This window comes from Methylomarinum vadi, assembly GCF_000733935.1.
In the GTDB taxonomy this organism is placed as follows: Bacteria; Pseudomonadota; Gammaproteobacteria; order Methylococcales; family Methylomonadaceae; genus Methylomarinum; species Methylomarinum vadi.
The window spans coordinates 2,516,639-2,536,398 of record NZ_JPON01000001.1; the positions used below are offsets into that span (position 1 = coordinate 2,516,639).

General features: G+C 55.4%; 14 protein-coding genes. 9 read left to right on the top strand and 5 right to left on the bottom strand.

All coding sequences use genetic code 11. The features are described 5' to 3' along the window. Positions 1-75: 75 nt before the first annotated feature. Complete coding sequence (locus tag EP25_RS0112565; RefSeq protein ID WP_031434212.1) at positions 76-1,008, top strand: peptidoglycan DD-metalloendopeptidase family protein; 933 nt, start codon at positions 76-78, stop codon at positions 1,006-1,008. A gap of 16 nt (positions 1,009-1,024) precedes the next feature. Here EP25_RS0112565 and crp read toward each other — a convergent pair whose 3' ends face one another. Then, the gene (gene crp, locus EP25_RS0112570; protein WP_031434213.1) at positions 1,025-1,678 is read right to left on the bottom strand and encodes a cAMP-activated global transcriptional regulator CRP; all 654 of its coding nucleotides are present in this window, start codon (positions 1,676-1,678) and stop codon (positions 1,025-1,027) included. A gap of 131 nt (positions 1,679-1,809) precedes the next feature. Here crp and EP25_RS0112575 point away from each other — a divergent pair, with 131 nt between their 5' ends. From EP25_RS0112575 to EP25_RS0112585, 3 genes are all read left to right on the top strand, one after another. Then, complete coding sequence (locus EP25_RS0112575; RefSeq protein ID WP_031434214.1) at positions 1,810-2,226, top strand: OsmC family protein; 417 nt, start codon at positions 1,810-1,812, stop codon at positions 2,224-2,226. Positions 2,227-2,231: 5 nt separating this feature from the next. Further along, complete coding sequence (speD, locus tag EP25_RS0112580; RefSeq protein ID WP_031434215.1) at positions 2,232-3,011, top strand: adenosylmethionine decarboxylase; 780 nt, start codon at positions 2,232-2,234, stop codon at positions 3,009-3,011. A 212-nt stretch (positions 3,012-3,223) separates the two neighbouring features. After that, entirely contained in the window at positions 3,224-4,387 is a 1,164-nt protein-coding gene (locus EP25_RS0112585) for an HDOD domain-containing protein (protein WP_235185897.1), read from the top strand. Between the two features lie 69 nt (positions 4,388-4,456). Here the strand turns inward: EP25_RS0112585 and recD are convergent, their stop codons facing one another. The 3 genes from recD to recC are packed head-to-tail and all read right to left on the bottom strand — an operon-like array spanning position 4,457 to position 13,760. Next, a complete protein-coding gene (gene recD / locus EP25_RS0112590; RefSeq protein ID WP_051906652.1) occupies positions 4,457-6,520 on the bottom strand; it encodes an exodeoxyribonuclease V subunit alpha in 2,064 nt (687 codons plus the stop codon). After that, positions 6,517-10,227 (bottom strand): exodeoxyribonuclease V subunit beta, encoded by a 3,711-nt coding sequence (recB, locus tag EP25_RS0112595; protein WP_031434218.1) that lies wholly within the window; start codon positions 10,225-10,227, stop codon positions 6,517-6,519. The genes recD and recB overlap by 4 nt, the downstream gene beginning before the upstream one ends. Next, positions 10,224-13,760: an exodeoxyribonuclease V subunit gamma gene (recC, locus tag EP25_RS0112600; protein ID WP_031434219.1), complete on the bottom strand. Its 3,537-nt coding sequence runs from the start codon at positions 13,758-13,760 to the stop codon at positions 10,224-10,226. The genes recB and recC overlap by 4 nt, the downstream gene beginning before the upstream one ends. A gap of 289 nt (positions 13,761-14,049) precedes the next feature. Here recC and EP25_RS23620 point away from each other — a divergent pair, with 289 nt between their 5' ends. The 5 genes from EP25_RS23620 (at position 14,050) to EP25_RS0112625 (ending at position 18,788) form a co-directional block, all read left to right on the top strand. Then, positions 14,050-14,196: a hypothetical protein gene (locus EP25_RS23620; RefSeq protein WP_200875030.1), complete on the top strand. Its 147-nt coding sequence runs from the start codon at positions 14,050-14,052 to the stop codon at positions 14,194-14,196. Then, on the top strand, positions 14,193-15,050 hold the full coding sequence (locus tag EP25_RS0112610; protein WP_031434220.1) for a 5-bromo-4-chloroindolyl phosphate hydrolysis family protein: 858 nt from the start codon (positions 14,193-14,195) through the stop codon (positions 15,048-15,050). The genes EP25_RS23620 and EP25_RS0112610 overlap by 4 nt, the downstream gene beginning before the upstream one ends. Positions 15,051-15,069: 19 nt before the next feature. Then, positions 15,070-16,233: a toxic anion resistance protein gene (locus EP25_RS0112615; protein ID WP_031434221.1), complete on the top strand. Its 1,164-nt coding sequence runs from the start codon at positions 15,070-15,072 to the stop codon at positions 16,231-16,233. Positions 16,234-16,494: 261 nt separating this feature from the next. Next, the gene (locus EP25_RS0112620) at positions 16,495-17,592 is read left to right on the top strand and encodes an SPFH domain-containing protein (protein ID WP_031434222.1); all 1,098 of its coding nucleotides are present in this window, start codon (positions 16,495-16,497) and stop codon (positions 17,590-17,592) included. Continuing rightward, positions 17,589-18,788, top strand: a complete 1,200-nt coding sequence (locus tag EP25_RS0112625) for a hypothetical protein (RefSeq protein ID WP_051906654.1) — start codon at positions 17,589-17,591, stop codon at positions 18,786-18,788. The genes EP25_RS0112620 and EP25_RS0112625 overlap by 4 nt, the downstream gene beginning before the upstream one ends. A 46-nt stretch (positions 18,789-18,834) precedes the next feature. Here the strand turns inward: EP25_RS0112625 and EP25_RS0112630 are convergent, their stop codons facing one another. Continuing rightward, a complete protein-coding gene (locus tag EP25_RS0112630) occupies positions 18,835-19,743 on the bottom strand; it encodes a GGDEF domain-containing protein (RefSeq protein ID WP_031434224.1) in 909 nt (302 codons plus the stop codon). Between the last annotated feature and the right edge of the window lie 17 nt (positions 19,744-19,760).

The following is a 19,760-nucleotide window of genomic DNA, read 5'->3' on the forward strand; positions in this document are numbered from 1 at the left end:
TTTACCTTAACGGTTTGCTATCTGCTACAGTTAGGAAAGTGGCTCCATTAGGATATATCCCTCAGGTAGTTCGAGATGAAATACATATTCTTTATTTTGTTGTCGTTGACAATGCCTGTATCGGCCAAGAAACTTTATAAATATCAGGACGAAAATGGCCATTGGCATTACACCGACCAAAAGCCGGGAGAGGGCCAGGAATACGAAAGCAGACAGTTGAAATCGGAACCGAAACGGCATGTCTGGCTGGAGAAAAGCGGGACGAGGGACAAGCCGGAGTTTACGATTCGCAATACCTATTATGGCCCAATCGAAGTCGAAATCAGTTTTACCGAACGCCAGAATGCCAGGGCCGAACCTGAGCTGCCCCACCGTTTCGTCGTCGAACCTGGCGCCTCGGACACGTTGTTCAGCGTTACCGGCGCCAGTCGGTTCGAATCCTGGCGCTTTACCTTGCAATATCGTTATACCCTTGGCGATCCTGCCGCCAAACATCGCGCCGATACGGTCTATTTACCGCCGGTTGAACCCGGTAAACGTTTCCGGATCACGCAGGCCTTTGGCGGGGATTTCAGCCACCATGACGAGCAGAACCATTATGCGGTGGATATCGATATGCCTATCGATACGCCGGTTCATGCCGCTCGCGCCGGCGTGGTCATGGATGTTGAAAACGATTATTTCAAGAACGGGACGGAAAGGGCCTATAAAAGCCGGGCCAACAGTATTCGTATACTTCATGTGGATGGGTCGATGGCGGTCTATGCCCATTTGGCCCTGGAAAAAGCCCAGGTTTATCCGGGCATGCGGGTCGAAGCGGGGCAATTGATCGGTTATTCCGGCAATACCGGATTTTCCACCGGTCCGCATCTGCATTTTGCGGTTCAGGTCAATCGGGGGATGCAACTGAGCTCGGTGCCGTTTAAGTTTGCCAACGATAATGGCGCGCCCTCCGAACCGCGAGCGGGGATGTGGCTATCAGGGTTAACAACCGAGCTCAGTCGTTAAGCATTTTCGAGACCCGTTACCGGGTCCCGAATACGACGATGGTTTTACCGTGGGCCGTGATAAGGCCTTTGTCCTCCAACTCTTTCAAAACCCGTCCGGCCATTTCTCTCGAACAACCGACGATGCGGCCAATTTCCTGCCGGGTAATATGAATCTGCATGCCGTCCGGATGGGTGATCGCATCGGGTTCTCTTGCCAGGTCGAGCAAAGTTCGGGCAATGCGGCCTTCGACATCCATGAACGCCAGATCGCGATATTTACGGCTGGTGATCAACAGGCGCGAGGAAATCTGTTCGCCCAACATACTGAGAATTTCGGGCGCATAATCACGTAACTCTCTTTTCAGACTTTGGTTGAAACGTTCATAGGAAATTTCCGCCAATTGACAACGAGTACGCGTTCTCACCGTGACGGTTCTGATTTCGGGTCCTTTGAACACACCGATCTCGCCAATGAATTCGTTTTTGTTGAGATACGCCAGAATTAGTTCCCGTCCGTCTTCATCTTCGACACTGACGCTGACCGAGCCATCCACGATGAAAAGCAATTTATCACCGACATCGCCGGGACGGATGATGGTGACTTTAGCTGGATACGTTCGCGTATGACAAAGCCGCAGGAATTGCTCGAGCGCTTCCCGATTAATCATTTTGTCTGTAATGAGTGGCATTGTAATTATTATTTGTCCCTAGATGAATTTCTTTTTATGTTAGCGGTCATTACATTGCAGGATTTTTTTGAAAAAATCAATAAAATCTGTGAACTCAGTGTAAAATTCTCATTTTGTAAGAGAGATGTTAGATGGAAACAAAAATTAAATGGGTCGATGGCCGCATGTTCGTCGGTGAGACGGGTAGCGGACATGCGGTGGTGTTGGATGGTCCGCCCGATCACGGCGGCCGAAATATCGGCATTCGTCCGATGGAAATGCTATTGCTGGGAGTGGGCGGCTGCTCGTCATTCGATGTCGTGGAAATTTTGCAAAAAGGCCGCCACGAGATCACCAATTGTATCGCCGAAGTATCGGCGGAAAGAGTCGATACGATCCCAAGCGTATTCAGTAAAATTCATTTGCACTTCAAGGTAACCGGGAAAAATTTGAAGGAATCGGCCGTGGAGCGGGCAGTGAAATTATCCGCGGAAAAATATTGTTCCGCTTCCATCATGCTTGGCAAAGCGGTCGATATTACCCATAGTTTTGAAGTGTTTGAGGACTGAAGGTTTTGAAAAAATTAAAATTGTTGGGTTTCAATAACCTGACTAAATCTTTGAGTTTCAATATTTACGATGTCTGTTATGCGCCGGAACAACAGCAGCAAGCCTATATCAAGTATATCGATGAAGCTTACAATGCCAAGCGCCTGACACAAATATTGAAAGATGTGGCGGAAATCATCGGTGCTCATATACTGAATATCGCTCATCAGGATTACGACCCTCAGGGCGCCAGCGTTACGATGCTGATCGCAGAAAATGAAGTCATTCCTTCCGGAATGCATTCGGAGTCGCCCGGTCCTTTGCCCGAAACGGTGCTGGCCCATTTGGACAAGAGCCACATCACCGTGCACACGTATCCGGAGAGCCATCCCGATAACGGTATCAGCACTTTTCGCGCCGATATAGACGTATCCACCTGTGGACAGATTTCACCGTTGAAAGCCTTGAATTATCTGATTCATAGCTTCGAATCGGACATCGTCATCATGGATTATCGCGTACGGGGGTTTACCCGCGATGTGGCCGGCTACAAGCATTTTATCGACCACGATATCAATTCGATCCAGAACTACATTGCCGAAGATACCAAGGAACTGTACCAGATGATCGACGTTAATGTGTATCAGGAGAATATCTTTCACACCAAGATGATGCTGAAGGAAACCGAATTGGAAAATTATTTGTTCGAAAAGGAAAGCAACTTGAGTGACGATGAAAAACTGAAAATTCAAGAACAGTTACAGACCGAAATGGCTGAGATTTTCTATGGTAGAAGTATCAGTTAAAAAAATAATAAATCAAAACCTTGCACAAGGACGTGCAAACAACCGAGCGCCTGCATTTTATGAATTTCCTCGCATCGCTAATTAACCAATTAAGCCTTCGCCAGCCTGTCAAACACCTTGAGAAAGGTCAATTAAACCCGCAGGATAGTCCTACGAAAAACCGCTATCGAGGGCCAGTCGAAAATCTGAAACAATTGGTTCCGATAGGAGCGTTGGAAGAAAAACAATTGCTGGAGCTGAATATCTCGTCTCTCGACTATAGTCCAGGGTCAATCATTTTCAATCGTGGCGAAGCGGCGGAGTCGATTCTCTATTTATTATCGGGGGCGGTTTATTTGGAGACCGCCGGCAAACAAAACTTGACCATCGAAGCCGGCACTTTCGAAGCAATGCACCCCCTTTCATGCGGTGAATACCGGAATGCCACGGCGTTTTGTAAAAAAGATGCTGTGGTCATCGCGGTGCCCAAGGTGGCAATGGATTTATACCGGCAACAATACAATCTCATTCCGCAACGCTTATTGGACTTGCCGGAACAATACCGGAACAACAGGCTGCTGAATAAATTCATCGCGTCCGATAATATCGTCATGCCGGCCTTGCCCGATGTAGCGATGAAATTGAGGCAGGCGATGCAAAAAGATATAGGCGTGGCCGATGTCGTCAAGATCGTCACGCTGGATGCAGCCATTTCGGCAAAATTAATGCAGGTGGCCAACAGCCCGATCTACCGGACCGTCAACCCTATCACTACCTGCCTAAACGCGGTCAATAGAATCGGCCTGCACAGCACGAAAAACATCGTCACCAGCATCAGCTTGCGCAGCCTCTATAGAAACCAACGCAACGAACTGAATGTATTGGCGCAGAATTATTGGAAACTAAGCATCCGCATTTCCGCGCTCAGCTATACCTTAGCTAAGCTGACCAAAACGTGCGATCCGGAAGAAGCCTTGTTGGCCGGTTTGATTTCCAATATTGGCGTCATTCCTTTTTTGAAATTTGCCGACAATCAGCCGGACGACCAATACGAGATCGCGGAAGTCAAGGCGGCGTTGCCTTTCGTCACTGGAGCATTGAGCGCGTTGATCCTAAACAAGTGGGATTTCCCCGCCAACATGAAAAACATACCGTTAGAAACCCAGACTTGGTTCATGGTCGAACAGGACAAAACAGAAGCGGAATTGAGCGATATCGTGCTGTTGGCGAAATATCATGCGCAATTGGGCAATGGCCGTAGCAAACTGCCGCCGATTACCTCGTTACCCAGTTTTGCCTATCTCAAAAACGCCGAATTGTCGCCCGACAAATCGCTGAAGATACTGCAAGACGCCAAACAGCAGGTCGCCGAGGCGATGCGTTTTTTTGGCCCTTGAACTAGGGGCGGCAGGTACAGACAGTCATTAAATCGTATCTTGACGGTTCAATAGAGCGTTGAACTTCGTTCAGAACCCATTTTTAAACAACCCGCCCGACCGTAATACGATTCTGGCCGAGGCGTCCTTGATGCTTTTGGCGTTGCCCACGCTGATCAGGGAAAACCATTTTTTCGCCCGGGTGATGCCGGTATAGACCAGTTCACGGGTCAATACCGGATTGCGTTTCGGCGGGAGCAGCAACGCGCAATGTTCGAATTCGGAACCTTGCGATTTGTGCACCGTCAGCGCAAATACGGTTTCGACCGACAACAGGCGGCTGGGCAGAATCCAGCGAATGCCGTCGTTACCGTCGCCTTGCGGGAAAGCCACCCGCAATACCCAATTGACCTTGCCGGTCTTCTTATCCCGCTGCGGATAACCGAGCGTTATGCCGATGTCGCCATTCATCAGGCCGAGGCGGTAATCGTTTCTGCTGACCAGGACCGGCCGACCTTCATACCAAAGCGCGGACGGTCGAATCAATCCCTTGTTTTTTAAAATCTCGACGACCCGCTGGTTCAACCCTTCGACGCCAAAAGGCCCCTTTCTCAGGGCGCACAACAGCTGGAACCGACTGTAACCGGCGAGCACGCTGCCGGCCCAGGCATCGAATTCCGCTTTGGACGCGTCTATAGCCGGTTTTTGTTGCTGGATTTTGGATAGATAGTGGCCATAGCCTTTAGAAGAGTCTTCGGCGCTATCGGCAACCAAGTTGCCAAGCACGATTTGTTCGAAAATGGGATCATCGATGGTGCTGAGGTCATTTTTGGCCAGGTCCTCGTAACCCTGTCCCCATACCGTGTCGATTCGCGAACCGTCGCCGGCATTGACCGCGGCGGCCAGTTGTCCGATGCCGCTGTGCGAGGTGAAACGGTAACTTTTCCGTAACATGACGATATGTTGATCCAGGGGCAGCCCCTGCTCGTCTATAAAATGGGGGGCGACCGTTTCGCCGCTGACGTTCTTTATCCAACCGACAGTGTTTTCCGTGAAATGCCCATCCTTCGCCCGGCGGCAGAGTTGGCCCAAGACCGAGCCTGCTTCGACGGAAGCCAGTTGATCCTTGTCTCCCAGCAGCAACAAATGCGCCCGATCCGGCAGGGCCGACAGCAGCGCCGCCATCATTTCCAGATCGACCATCGACGCCTCGTCCACCACCAACACGTCCAGCGCCAGCGGATTTCTCGCATCGTGGCGGAATCTACGGCTATTGGGATAGCTGCCGAGCAAGCGATGCAGCGTGATGACCTCGGTGGGAATGGAATCGCGCAGGCCGTTTTTTTCCAGCAGCGGAACAGGCAATCGGTCGATTGCGCCGGCAATCGATTCCTTTAAACGAGCCGCCGCCTTGCCGGTCGGGGCGGCCAGGCGAATGCGCAAGGGCCGTGCACGGTCGCGGTTCAATGCGATACGCTGCAGCAAGACCAGCAGTTTGACCACGGTGGTGGTTTTACCGGTGCCGGGACCGCCGGTAATGACGCTGAACGCGCTGGTCGCTGCCAAGACGCAAGCCACCTTTTGCCAGTCGGTTTCGACCGAATTTGCGGCGGGAAACAACTCGGACAAATAAAGCCGTAATTTTTCTTCACTCAGTTCTTCGCGGATTCGAGCGCTCGATTTCAGCCGCTGTTCGATGGCCGATTCGACGCCGCGTTCGTACTGCCAATAACGGCGCAGATAGAGGCGTTCGCCGTCGAACACCAACGGCGTGTTGCCATGACCCTCGCCGACCAGGTCATCATGTCCGATCTTCTCGGCCCAGGCGGACAACGACAGACCGGACAATAAATCGGATGGCAGTCCGACGTCCTCCGCGTCTTCGAGATATAAATCGGGCGGCAAAGATAGCGCCATATACGGATCGTCGAGGGTCGCCCTTAGATCCAGGCAGACATGGCCGCGTCCGAGCTGGTGGCTGATCAAGGCGGTCGCCAGCAATAACTCCGGGGCGGCATCGCGGTTTTCTTCCCACAGAAACCGCGTCAATGCCAGATCGACGGGACGCAGCCACTCGCGTCTGACCCAGCTTTCTAAGAGCTCGATCATCGCTGAGCTATTATGGTTGTGTTTTTTCAGTATAGCGCTGTTCATGCGATTCTCCCGTCGCGTCCTTGGAAAAGTTGCTCCAGTTTTTCCACCAAAACCTTGGGCGGGCGCTCGAAATGGACGCCGTGGCTGTCGGACTCGATGCCGCGCAGGAACAAATAGACGGCGCCGCCGACATGCCGGTCGTAGTCGTAATCCGGCAGGCGGGATTGCAGCAGGCGATGCAGGGCGAACAGATAGATGGCGTATTGCAGGTCGTAGCGATGGCCGCGAATCGCTTCGTCCATGTTTTCCCGGCTGTAACTGGCATCATCGTGGCCCAGCCAATTGGATTTATAGTCGGCGACATAATATTTGCCCTGGTATTCGAAGACCAGGTCCATGAAACCCTTCAACAGGCCGTTCAGCGTGTCGGCGGCCAGTTTCGGGCGCGGACGGCCGTTCAACGTCAGCGACGTTACCGCCGCGTCCAATCGTTCCAGATCGACGTCGCGGGTTTCGAACCAGAATTCCATTTCCGCCTGGTAATTCGGTAAATCCTTTAGCGTGATGGTCTGCGGAAGACCGAAAGCGTCATCGCTGTCGGCCGTCAGAGGCAAGGGGGCCTGCAGCAGGGTCCGAAGCCAATGGCTTAACGGAGATGCCCAAATCTCCCATTGGCGGTTCCGGCTGCGGCGTAGAACCGTATCCTCCAAGATGGCCGGGGCTTCCAAGATATCACGAAAGCCCTGATCGGCAGCCCATTCCATTAAATCATGCAGAAAGGTGCCGGCTTCGGCGCCTTTGGGGAAGCGGTGCATGGGGCCCGCTGGGGCCGCCGACGGGGATGGAGTTGGCAGGACTTCCTGCAGCGCTTCTTGCAGATTGGCCGCTTGCGGCGTGTCGTCAATGGCGGCGAGCGGCGTGCCGGCGGCAGTTTGGGTCTCGGTGCGCAAACCGGAATAACTGCCGATGCGCCAATTTTCCCTGGCCGCCCGTTTGGGCATACGCGCTTCGCTGGCCACGGTTTGTTCGGCGATCGGTGTAAAGTTGTCGTCATCGGCGCTCGGGTCGAACTCGACGGCGATGCAGGCCTGTTGCCCGGCGAAAACCTTGACCGCATCCAACCATTGCGAAGCCGGCATGCCGGCCAGGCCCAATAAATGCCCGATCGCGCTGTCGTCGGTTTCGTTGAGGGCGGCCAAGCCGAGCCAGGTCGCGTAGCGGGCGCGGGTCAACGCGACATAGACTTTGCGGACGTCTTCGCCGAGGCGGTCTTTGTCGGCCAAGCGCAGCACTTCGTCGGAGTCTTGCAAAGCGATTTGTAACTCGCCGTCTTCGCCGTGCCATTTCAGAGGCCTGTCTTTCTTATCGGTCTTGCGGGTGGCGCAGATGAAAGGAAGGAACACGATGGGGTATTCCAAGCCCTTGGATTTATGGATGGTCACGACCTTGACCAGGTCGGCATCGCTTTCCAATCTGACTTTCTGCGCATCGTTGTCGCTGACCGGCGCGGCTTGTTGTTCGGCCAGGAAGCGGATCAAGGCATGTTCGCCTTCCAGCGTGTAGCTGGCTTGCTGCAGCAATTCGGCCAGGTGCAGCAAATCGGTCAGGACGCGTTCGCCGCTGATGCCGTTATGATCGGCGGGCTGTTGCAGCAGGCGGTCGATACAGTCGAAATCGAACAGGATATTACGCAACATCGGCAGCACGCCCTGCCTCCGCCAGATTTCCCGGTACTGCTTGAACTGAACGACCCGGTTCTCCCAGGCTTCCTCGTCGTGATTCAGTTCGTCCAATTCGGCAAACGACAGCCCCAGCGACGCGGTCGACAAGGCCGCCCGCAGCAACGGGTCGTTGTCGGGCTCGGCGCAGGCGGCCAGCCAACGGTATATCTCCATGGCCTGCGCGCCGGCATAGACCGATTCCCGATCCGACAGATAAACCGAACGTACGCCGCGCCGGGACAGCGCGTGCCGAATATGGGAGGCTTCGTTGCCGTTATTGACCAAGATAGCGATGTCGTTCGGTTTGAGCGGCGTCAGATTGCCGTTATTCTCCATAAAGCCGGCCCGGTGCCGTTGCCCCTGGTTCAGCCAAGCGACGATTCGGCTGGCGCAAATTTCCGCCATCTGCGCGAGATAGGCCGATTTACTCAAGGGCTTGTCTCCGTTCAATACCGCAGCCGTCAGCGCCGGAACCGTTTCTTCGTTCATTACGAAATCGTCCTGACGACCGTTGGCCAGCACGGGCAGAAACGGCACCGGATTGCGTTCGCCGTCGCGAAATAGAAACGCGCCGTCGCTGCGCCGTTCGCTGTATTGAAAGCAATGGTTGGCGGCATCGACCATGGCCTGGGTCGAGCGAAAATTGGTGTTCAACGTGTACAAACGCTCTTGCACGGCCTCGCGCGCCTTCAGGTAGGTATGGATATCGGCGCCGCGGAAGGCGTAGATGGCTTGTTTCGGATCGCCGATCAGAATCAGCGCGCAATCGTCGCGATTGTCGGCGATCCGATAGACGCGCTGGAAAATACGGTATTGCACGGGATCGGTATCCTGGAATTCGTCGATCAGCGCCACCGGAAATTGCCGGCGTAGGGTCTGCGCCAATTTGTCGCCGTATTCACCATGCAACGCGTCGTCCAATCCGGTCAGCAAATCGTCGAAGCCCATTTGCGCGCGCCGTTTTTGCGCCGCGGCGAAGGCGTTGGCAATCCAGTGTACCGCATGGCACAAAATGCCTTGTTCGGGACTGGGCAGTTCGGCCAGGGCCTGCCGCAGGATAGCCATGGCATGAAAGGCCGGATGGTCGGGCGGCGGGGCGCCTTTCCATGCCTCGGCGATCCCTTCCGGACTCAACCGTTTCCAGGCCGAATCGGACAGGGTTAAGGTTTCAGAAGCCTGATCCGTCGCCCAGTCACGAATACTATCCAGCCACGACTCATACCAATCCGAACGCAATTTGCGGCCGTCGATCAGCTTGCCCTTTTTGGCATCGTCCAATAGCGCTTTGATTTCCTGCGTCCACTGCGGCCAAGGTTGCTTCAACTCCGCTAACTGGTTTTCTTTATCTTCCCGGCTTGCTTGCAGGTGTTCTTTGGGTTCCGCGCCGGACGGCAGCAAGTCGACATGTTCCGCCAACGGCTTGACGGCGGCTGCCAATGCGCCGGGATGCCCCCAGAATTTCAATACCTCGACCAGGTCTTCGACATCGAGCGTATAGAAATGATTGCGCCAATAATCGCGCACGACTTCGGCAAACAGTTCGGACTGGTCGGTTTCCAAGTTTTGCGTGAACAGGCTCTGGCTGTCGAAAGCGTGTTCCCGCAACATCCGGTTGCACCAGCCATGAATCGTCGATACGGCCGCCTCGTCCATCCATTCCGAGGCCAGCTGCAGTTTTCGGGCGCAAGCCGGCCATTGCTCGGGCTCGTAGTCGGCCCGCAGATCGTGCAGCAAATCCCGGCCGGGTTCCTGCGCTTCGACCGAAGCCGGATCGGCGAGAAAATACGCGGCCGCTTCGGTGAGGCGGGCGCGTATCCGGTCGCGCAGTTCCTGGGTGGCGGCATCGGTGAAGGTCACGACCAAAACGTCCGGCGGTGTCAACGGCTGGCCCCGCCGGAATGCGTTGCCGCCGCCATGGCCGAGGATCAGGCGCACATACAATGCCGCAATGGTGAAGGTCTTGCCGGTGCCGGCGCTGGCTTCGATCAAATGGCTGCCGGTCAGCGGGAAGCTGAGCGGCCGTAACGGAGTAATGGTTGAACTCATGGCTTGACTCCCTTGCCTTTCGAATTGCCGGTTTTTTGCCCGACGTTGTCCCACAGCGGTTTGAGCAGGCGCTCGCTCCAAAGCGTAAACTCGCCGTGCGCCCAAAGCGCTTCGAAGCTCGGATAACAGCGTTGCAGATAAGGATTGCGAGCCAATTCGCCGGGCGAGTAGCCGCCTTCGTAAGTGTTCCGGGCGGCGGCGACGGCCTTATCGGCTTGACATTGATCGAGCGGTCCGCTGAAACGCTCGCCGTTTTGCGCCAGCCAGCCGAATCCCGTTTTTATCGTTATCGGCAACGGATAGCGTAAACCGTCGACATAGGCATGCAACAAGTCGACAAAGTGTTGTTTGGCCAGAGCCGGCTCCAATGGATTGAGAATGACACGGCCGTTCTTGCCGATCAGGCAAGTGGTCAATGGCTGACCATGCAAATGGCCGGCGAGGTGTTGCACCCAGGCCGGAATCAATTTGTCGTGACGATATTTTTGCTCGTCGATCAAATTGCTGCTGTTGATCTCGATGCGGCAGCGTTGCCGTTGCCCGTTCGCAAACATATGGGTCAGTCGCCCTTCCAGCTCGATGCCTTGCCCCTCGATCTCGTGGGTAAAAAGGATATCTTCGTCTTCGGATGCCTCGGGCCAGGTCCGGCAGGTCTCGTCGTACAGTTCGAACAGTTGATCCAAAGGCTCAGCCAGTTGGGTTTGCCATAATTGACTTTGTCCCCCGATAGGCAGCACGCCCTGACGGCGCAGTCGATCCAGTTGCCGTTGCACTGCGGCGGTTTCGGGCTCGTTCCGTTGCTTGGCGTCCAGGCGGACCCGGATTAATTCGTCTTGCATCAACCATTGGCTCAACGCATCGATGGCAAAGGGCTCCTGGTCTTCGGCGGCAAGATCGTCGCATTCATAGAACACGCCCAGGCGTTCCCGCAGGAAAGTTCTGACCGGGTCTTTCATAAAAGCGAGCAATTGCGGCAACTGAACCGGCGCATCGAATATAGAAGGTGGCAACTTCGTTTCCGCTATCGGGGCGATTTCCGCTCTGGCCGCCGACCGCCATTCGCGGGCATAGGTAAATAACGGCGACGAATGATCGAAATAGGCCTGGCTGAACGGTTGCAATGGATGTTCGACGGTTAACGCCGCAAGCAAGGACTTTTCAGCCGCGCTTTCCGTCAGCGACCAGCAGGCGGCGATGTGGTCGCGCAATTGGCCGACCAGCACGGACGGCGGGCGTTCGCTGTTGTCGTGTATGCTGCGGCCGACCCAGCTGATATGCAGGTGTTCGCGGGCCGACAGCAGCGCTTCCAGGAATAAATAGCGATCGTCTTCCCGGCGCGAGCGGTCGCCGGGGCGGTAGTCCTTGGCCATCAAATCGAAGTCCATCGAAGGAAGTATGCGCGGGTAGTCGCCGTCGTTCATGCCCAGCAAGTAAATGCGCCGGAACGGAATCGCCCGCATCGGCATCAAGGTGGCGAAAGTCAAGCTGCCGGCGAAAAAGCGCTGCGACAACCCGCCCTGGTCGATCTGGGACAGCCAGAAATCGCGGACTATGGATAACGGCAAGGCCTCTGTCAGTTCGGCGTCGCGACAGGCCTCCAGCCATTGTTCCAGCGACGTTTGCAATTGCAGCAGCAGATAGCTGTCGTCGTTGTCGCCGGCCTCGAAAAAATCCAGCAGCAGTTGTTGCAGCCGTTCCGTCCATTCGGTCGGCGTTGCCGGTTTGGAGTGGGTTTGCAGCAAGGCTTCCAGTCGGTTCAACAATTGCGCCAGCGGTCCGACCAGCGCGGCGTCGAGGCCGGCGACGTCGCCGTAAGGCTCGATGTCGTGCCAGTCGTTTGCCTCGCGGCCGGACGGGTCGCTGCCGACCGCATATCCCAGCAACATGCGCTTCAAGCCGAACAGCCAGGTGTTTTGCTCGTTTTCTCCGGCAAAATCGATACCGAGGCTGCGCCGGTGTTCGGCGTTCAGTCCCCAGCGGATATTGGCTTGAACGATCCATTGTTGCAACAACGGCAAATCGGATTCTTCGAGACCGAAGCGTCGGCGCAGCGCCGGCACGTTCAACAAATCCAATACCTCGCTGACCGCCAGCCGCGACTCGCCGATGCCGAGCAGGCATTCCAGCGCGAATGCCAGCGGCGCCTGCTGGCGCTGGCCGAGGTCGGCGATCGAGTAGGGGATGTAACGCGCGTCCGCCGGATCGATCTGGCCGAAGACGGCCTGAATATGCGGCGCGTATTGGTTGATTTCCGGCACCATCACGATAATCTCGCGCGGCTTCAAGGTCGGGTCGGCATCGAATGCCGCCAGCAACCGGTCGTGCAATACCTCGACTTCGCGTTGCGGGCTATGGCAGCGATGAAAGCGAATGGACTGGTCATGGGCCGGATCGATTGCTTGCCATAGCGAGCGGCTCTCGGAAGCGGAGCGTAGTTCGCGTATATCGTCCTGCAGCTGGTTGAGCAAACAAGCGTCGCCGTGGCTTTCGAACAGGTCGATGCGCTGGCGGTTGTCGTCGAACAGTTGTCGGTACCGGCCCGGATCGTCCATTTCGTCCAGCAGGGCGATATAATCGCGGCCCTGCTTGCCCCAGCCTGCCAGCAGCGGATGGGCATGCAAATGCAGTTCTTCCTCGCGCGGATGTTCGGGCATGTCCGGTTTGAGCCGATGCCGCCCTCTGCCCCGAAAATAATCCTTCTCGGTCATAATATTGGCCCAATAATATTCGCAGGGATTATTCACGCACAAGATCACCTGGGTCCAGCGGGCGATTGCCTGCAGTACTTCCAACCATTGCCTGGGCAATGAAGACAGGCCGAAGACGATGACACGCCTGGGCAATTTTTCCGGGCCCACGGCGAGTTCGGCGGCCGTCTCGAGAAAACGCCGATGCACCAGCGCGCGGCTGGTGGCGCTGGCCGTCCCCACGTCCTCCTGCAGGGCGCGCCATAGCATGGGTTGCCAGGCTTGCTCTTGCGCCAACGGGACCGCGCTGCCATGATAATCGAGCATGACATTTTGCCCCCGGGCCCAGGCCGCCAGCCAATCGGCCCGGTAAACCTGGTACTGGTCGAACAGGTCGGCCAGCCGTTCGGCCAATTGGTAGCGTTTTCTGAGATCGTCGTCCCGCCGCAAGAAGCGTTGCAAGGGTTCATAGCCCGCTGCTTCGGTCAATCGCGGCAACAGCCGCATCAAGCGCCATATCAGCTGTCCTTTATCAAAGGGCGAGGACTCCGGTATCCGCTCCTTGCCGAGCACGGTCCGATAGGTCTGCCAGACGAAGCGGGACGGCAGCGTGATATTCAGCGCGGCCGCGATGCCGCAGCCCCCTTCGAAATCGTTATCCGCTACATCGCTCGCCAGCGCTTGTTTGAGCCATTGCGCCACCCCGTTGCTTTGCACCAGGATGATTTCATCCTCGAGCGGCCGTAAGGGATGCGCCTTCATCCAGGCGACCACGAGTTGGCGCAGCGACTCGGGCCGGTTGCTATGGATAACCATGAACCCTGGTTGCAGTGGATTGTCAGTCATAGAGTCCTTAATTTCATACATCGTAGGCGGCACGCATCATTCGGTACATTTTATAGCACTACCGAGAAGAATTGTTGGCTGTCTTTGCATATCACCTGGAAGCGGCGGCATTGGCGTTATCCGAAGAAGAAATCGAGGTACCAGAATCCGCAGTCCCGCGGGCATAACGCAATTATCCACAAAGGGAATTTTGGCCTTAAAGGCTTGTCTTATCGGTTTTGCAGTTTTTGCAGCCGTGGCGGATAATGCCACGAAGCAGCCAAGTTAACGATGCGCTAGGGACGTAACGATGCCGACGATATTTAGAAGATTGCTAGGGTTCATTTTATTGCTTGCCACGGTGGGGCTGACGACCTGTCAATCGATGGTGAAAGCCGAACCGGAAGCAACAGCCCGTGCAATCGCCAATTTCGACGACAACACAGTAGGGCAATGAATCCATCATACGGATACCGGAAACCCAAACGTTTCGTCCAGGAGACTTTGCAGCGCTATTCGCCGCGCGGTTTGTTGTTGTATTTTTTGCCGATGGCATTGATTCCGGCGACGATCATCGGCTTGGTTAAGGGAGAGGTTACGGCCGTCGTCATCAATGCCGGCGGCTTTGCCGGCTACATGCTGGCCGCCTGGTGTTTGCGGCAAGGACTCAAGGCAGAAGCAAACTACGAGAACAGCCTGATCGCCCGGCCGCCGCGTTCGCCCTTGAAGCTGATCGCGGCCCTCATTACCGCGTTGACTACCGCCCTGATCGCCTGGCTCGGTGTCGGCCAAACTCCTCTGATGGCGGCCATTTTCGCCGGCGGCGCGCTGCTGGGCATGTATCTGAGCTACGGCTTCGATCCCAAGCGGAAACAACAGATCGTCGGCGCCCATGGCTATTCCGGCGATGAAATCATGCAAACCCTGGAAGAATCGGCCGGAATCATCCGCAGCATCGAACAGGCCAACGATCAAATTCGCAACGCCGAACTCAACCAGCGCATCGAACGCATTTGTGCGATCGCCGACGGCATTCTGGCCGACATCGCCGCAGATCCCCGCGATATCCGCCGGGCCCGTAAATTTCTCACTGTCTATCTCGACGGCGCCAGACAGGTGACCGAAGGATATGCGCGGACCCATCGCCACAATCAAGCCGGCGAACTGGAACAAAATTTTCGCAACGTACTGGTGACGATCGAGTCGGTATTTATGGAACAACAACAAAAACTACTGGAAGACGATGTGTTCGATCTGGACGTACAAATCGAAGTGTTGAATACGCAACTTAAACGTGAAGGCATCCGTTGATGCGCAGGAGAAATCAAGCATGAGCGAACAACAGTCCACCACGGCGACGCCAGCGGTCACCGAAACCGAGAACTTGCCGGGCAGCGAGGTTTTTAACGAAGTCGTGCCGGGAGTCAAGGCAGAAGTCGTTCCCTATGACGCCGCGCCGCAAGACCGTCAACTGATTATCAAACAACTGCTTGATGAAATCGACATCCATGATACCCATTCGATCATTTTCTTCGGCAGCAAGGCGCAGGAGCAATTGACGACGATCTCCGACCGGATGCTGGACGGCGTCAAAAATAAGGATGTCGGCCCCGCCGGCGAAGACCTCAACGAGATGGTGGCGACGATACGCGGTTTCGACGTCGACGAACTGGACCCCAACAAGAAGCAGGGGTTTTTAGACCGCGTGTTGGGCAAGGCCAAACCGGTCGTCAAGTTCCTGCAGCGCTACGAGGAAGTGCGCAAGCAAATCGACGCGATCATCGACAAGCTGGAGCGCCATAAGACCAATCTGCTGACAGACATCACCTCGCTGGACCGTCTCTACCAGGCCAATTTGGATTATTTTCATACGCTCGAGGATTACATCGCCGCCGGCGAGAAGAAATTGCGCGAGCTGGACGGCACCGTCATTCCTGAACTGGCGCAAAAAGCCGAAAACAGTGCCGACGTGCTCGAAGCGCAAAACTTGCGCGATCTGCGCGCCGCCCGCGACGACCTGGAACGCCGCATTCATGACCTGCGCTTGACCCGGCAAGTCTCGATGCAGAGTCTGCCCGGCATTCGCCTGGTGCAGGAAAACGATAAGGGCCTGGTCAACAAAATCAATTCGACCATTGTCAATACGGTGCCGTTGTGGCGCCAGCAACTGGCGACGGCGGTTACCATCTACCGTTCCTCGCAGGCGGCGGAAACGGTCAAAGCCGCGTCCGACCTGACCAACGAACTTTTGGCCGCCAACGCGGAAAACCTGAAGCAGGCCAATGCCGAAACCCGCAAGCAACTGGAACGCGGCGTGTTCGATATCGAAACGGTCAAAAAGGCCAATGAGACCCTGATCGCGACAATAGAGGAAAGCTTGCAGATCGCCGACCAGGGCAAAAAAATGCGCAGCGAAGCGATAGTTCAACTGCAGGAATGCGAAACCGAACTGCGCAAAACGCTGGCCTCGGCGCACGCCAAGGCCAGCGGTTAGAATAAATACATCGTCAATGCGGCGATGACCAGTTTAGGTCAAAGATGGCGTCGGTTGTGACTGGCACGGATGTCTACCTCAAATTGTAGGTCATGTTGCCGCTTTAGCGGCTACGTGACACATCGAGGAGACGAGGAGGCTATTGTCAGGGAACGCTATCGCGCACCCTGACCTACATTTGCAAATAATCGCGACCATCTAATTTCAATATGGGAAATTTAAGATTTACTTTACTAGCGTCACGAACGGGGGAACCAGACAGTGGGCATTTGGGATAAATTATTCGGCGAATTCATCGACGTCATCGAATGGACCGACGATACCAGCGACACGATGGTCTATCGCTTCGAGCGCTACGGCAACGAAATCAAGTACGGCGCGATGCTGACCGTGCGCGAATCGCAAACGGCGGTGTTGGTCAGCGAAGGCCGCGTGGCCGACTTTTACGAGCCCGGCTTGTATCAACTGGAAACCCGCAACATGCCGGTGCTGACCACGCTGGAAAGCTGGCCGCACGGGTTTTCCAGTCCGTTCAAAGCGGAAGTGTATTTCTTCAACATGCGCCGCTTCACCGACCTGAAGTGGGGCACCAAGAACCCGGTCATGCTGCGCGACCGGGAATTCGGCCCCTTACGCCTGAGGGCCTTCGGCACCTATTCGATCCGGATTAAAGACCCCGTCACCTTCATCAAGGAAATCGTCGGCACCGACGGCCACTTTCAAACCGGCGAGATCAGCCAGCAACTGCGCAATCTGATCGTCTCGCGCTTCGCCAGCATTATCGGCGAATCGGGCATCCCGATTCTGGATCTGGCCGCCAATTACGATGAGCTAGGCGACTTCATCACCCAGCAGATCGCTCCCGAATTTGCCGCCTACGGCCTCGAAGTGATGCAATTGCTGGTCGAGAATATTTCGCTGCCGCCGCAAGTCGAAGCGGCCCTGGACAAGCGCACCAGCATGGGGATTATCGGCGATTTGGGCCGTTACGCCCAATACCAAGCGGCCGAAGCGATGGAAAAGGCGGCCGACAATCCCTCGGGCACGGCCGGCGAAGGCATCGGCATGGGCATGGGTTTCGCCATGGCCAATCAAATGGGCCAAGCGTTTACTTCGGACAAGACGAAGCAGCATAGCCCGCCGCCGCTGCCTGATGCGATTGCCTATTACGTCGCGATCAACGGTCAACGACAGGGGCCTTTCCAACAAGACGTCATGGCGCAAAAAATCAAAAGCGGCGAAGTGGGCCGCGCCACGCTGGTGTGGCATGCCGGGCTGACGGAATGGACCCCAGCCGGAGCAGTCTCCGAGTTGAGCGAAGTCTTCGCGATGACGCCTCCGCCGCTGCCTAAGCAATGAGCCGGCTATCGCTGAACAAAAGCAAAAAATCGGCGGAAAACAACCTGGCCCGGTTTCCATGCCGACAATGCGGAGCGGTGCTGAAATACGAACCCGGCACCACCCATCTGCTGTGCGAGTATTGCGGATTCGACAACCCCATCGCCGAACGCGGCGGCACGATCGAGGAATACGATCTGCAACAGGCGTTGAAGGAACTGGCTCAGCCGCGCGCCGAAGCCGCCAAACCCCAGATTCATTGCGACGAATGCGGCGCCGCTTTCCAGTTCGAAAGTAACCAGCACGCCGGCGAATGTCCGTTTTGCGGCACGCCGATCGTCTCGGCCACGGCACAAATCAAGCCCATTCAACCGAAGTCGCTGCTGCCATTCCGTATCGATGAAAACGAGGCCAGGCGGCAATTTCAGCATTGGTTGAACGGTTTATGGTTCGCCCCGAACGCGGTCAAGAAATACGCGCGCGGCGAATCGAAATTGACCGGCGTCTATCTGCCATATTGGACTTTCGACAGTCAAACCGAAACGAATTACAGCGGCGAACGCGGCGATATTTATTATGTCGACCAGCCGGTTCAGGTCGTGCGCAACAACCGGGTCGTCACCGAGATCAGACGAGTGCCTAGAATCCATTGGACGCCGGTGAGAGGCCATGTCAGCCGTTTTTTCGACGACGTATTGGTCGGCGCCAGCCATTCGTTGCCGCGCAAGGTTGTGGACGCGTTGCAGCCCTGGGATCTGGAGAACCTGGTGCCTTATGACCCGGATTACTTGAGCGGCTTTCGCAGCGAGTTTTATCAGGTCGACCTTGACGAAGGCTTCGATGTTGCCCGGCAGGTCATGGATGGCGTGATCTATCGCGATATCGCCTTCGACATCGGCGGGGATCATCAACGCATTCATCAGGTCCAAACCCGCCATAGCGACACGACTTACAAGCATTGCCTGTTGCCGGTTTGGTCCGCCGCCTTTCGCTACCGCAATAAAACCTACCGTTACGTCGTCAACGGCCGCACCGGCGAAGTCCAGGGCGAGCGTCCCTACAGCGTCTGGAAAATCGCCTGCGCCGTCTTCGCGGCGCTGCTGCTGGCTGCAAGCATTTTCTATTACCTGGAAAAAACGGGCGCTTTGCAAAACGGACAACCGCAATATCAATACCAGGCCCCATACGATGAGGTTCCGCCTTACTATTTACGGTGACATCCCAATCATCATCGCTAAATGATTTATTCAAAAAGACGTTTCTCTAAGCCACCTCTATCCGGTTCCGTCCATTTTTTTTAGCGTCGTAAAGCGCGTCGTCCGCCAATTTTATCAATAACTGCAACTCCTCTATGTTCCTTCCCTGGCGAGAACACACACCCATGGATACCGTCGTCGGTATTAAAAAATCGTTATAGCGGAAATGGTGATACTCGACCGTGTTACGCAGGCGTTCCGCCCATGAGCAAGCAAGTTCCGGGACGGTTCCGCGTAACAGAATGATAAATTCCTCACCGCCATAACGCGCGGCAATGTCCTCTTGCCGTACGTTTTCCCTTAAAATGTTGGCGATCTCTTTCAGAACATGGTCGCCGGCAGGGTGCCCGTAAGTGTCGTTTTTATGTTTAAAATGATCGACGTCGGACATGATAATGGTGATAGGAGCGTTCGTTCTTTTGCATAACGACAGTTCTTGTTCGGCCCTGAGCAAGAAGGACCGCCGGTTCGCCAACTGCGTTAAACAGTCGGTATGGGCGGCCGCATAGAGCGTCTCTTCATGGATTGCTTCTTCGTCTCTTTTGAAATCGACCTTCATCTGGGTATTGCCGACCCAAATACGCGACATCGCATCCAGGCGACATTTTTCGACACGGTCGTCATTGATGAAGGTTCCATTGGTCGAGTTGTAGTCTTCTAGGAAAATTCCGTCCGCCTGGATAATCAAAGCGCCGTGAATACGGGATACTTTGGGATCGGACAATACGATATCCGCTTCGGGACTTCGTCCGAATATCGTACACTGTCTGGTAAGCTTGAATCGTTTGCCTTGGTCGCCACCATTGAGAATCTCCAAATACGGTTCCGGCATTCCCCCTTTGCGGCAACTAAAGGAAGAAAAGGTTTCCAGGGTGGTGGATGGAATCGTAGGAGGATCTTGATCCTGGTCATTCATAAGCAAGGTTTTAAGTA

Coding starts and splice junctions, on each gene's coding strand:
- crp (WP_031434213.1), bottom strand. CDS start 1,678: ATGCCACTCATTACAGACAAAATGATTAATCGGGAAGCGCTCGAGCAA.
- EP25_RS0112625 (WP_051906654.1), top strand. CDS start 17,589: ATGAGCCGGCTATCGCTGAACAAAAGCAAAAAATCGGCGGAAAACAAC.
- EP25_RS0112575 (WP_031434214.1), top strand. CDS start 1,810: ATGGAAACAAAAATTAAATGGGTCGATGGCCGCATGTTCGTCGGTGAG.
- EP25_RS0112630 (WP_031434224.1), bottom strand. CDS start 19,743: ATGAATGACCAGGATCAAGATCCTCCTACGATTCCATCCACCACCCTG.
- EP25_RS23620 (WP_200875030.1), top strand. CDS start 14,050: ATGCCGACGATATTTAGAAGATTGCTAGGGTTCATTTTATTGCTTGCC.
- EP25_RS0112610 (WP_031434220.1), top strand. CDS start 14,193: ATGAATCCATCATACGGATACCGGAAACCCAAACGTTTCGTCCAGGAG.
- recB (WP_031434218.1), bottom strand. CDS start 10,227: ATGAGTTCAACCATTACTCCGTTACGGCCGCTCAGCTTCCCGCTGACC.
- EP25_RS0112565 (WP_031434212.1), top strand. CDS start 76: ATGAAATACATATTCTTTATTTTGTTGTCGTTGACAATGCCTGTATCG.
- EP25_RS0112615 (WP_031434221.1), top strand. CDS start 15,070: ATGAGCGAACAACAGTCCACCACGGCGACGCCAGCGGTCACCGAAACC.
- recC (WP_031434219.1), bottom strand. CDS start 13,760: ATGACTGACAATCCACTGCAACCAGGGTTCATGGTTATCCATAGCAAC.
- recD (WP_051906652.1), bottom strand. CDS start 6,520: ATGAACAGCGCTATACTGAAAAAACACAACCATAATAGCTCAGCGATG.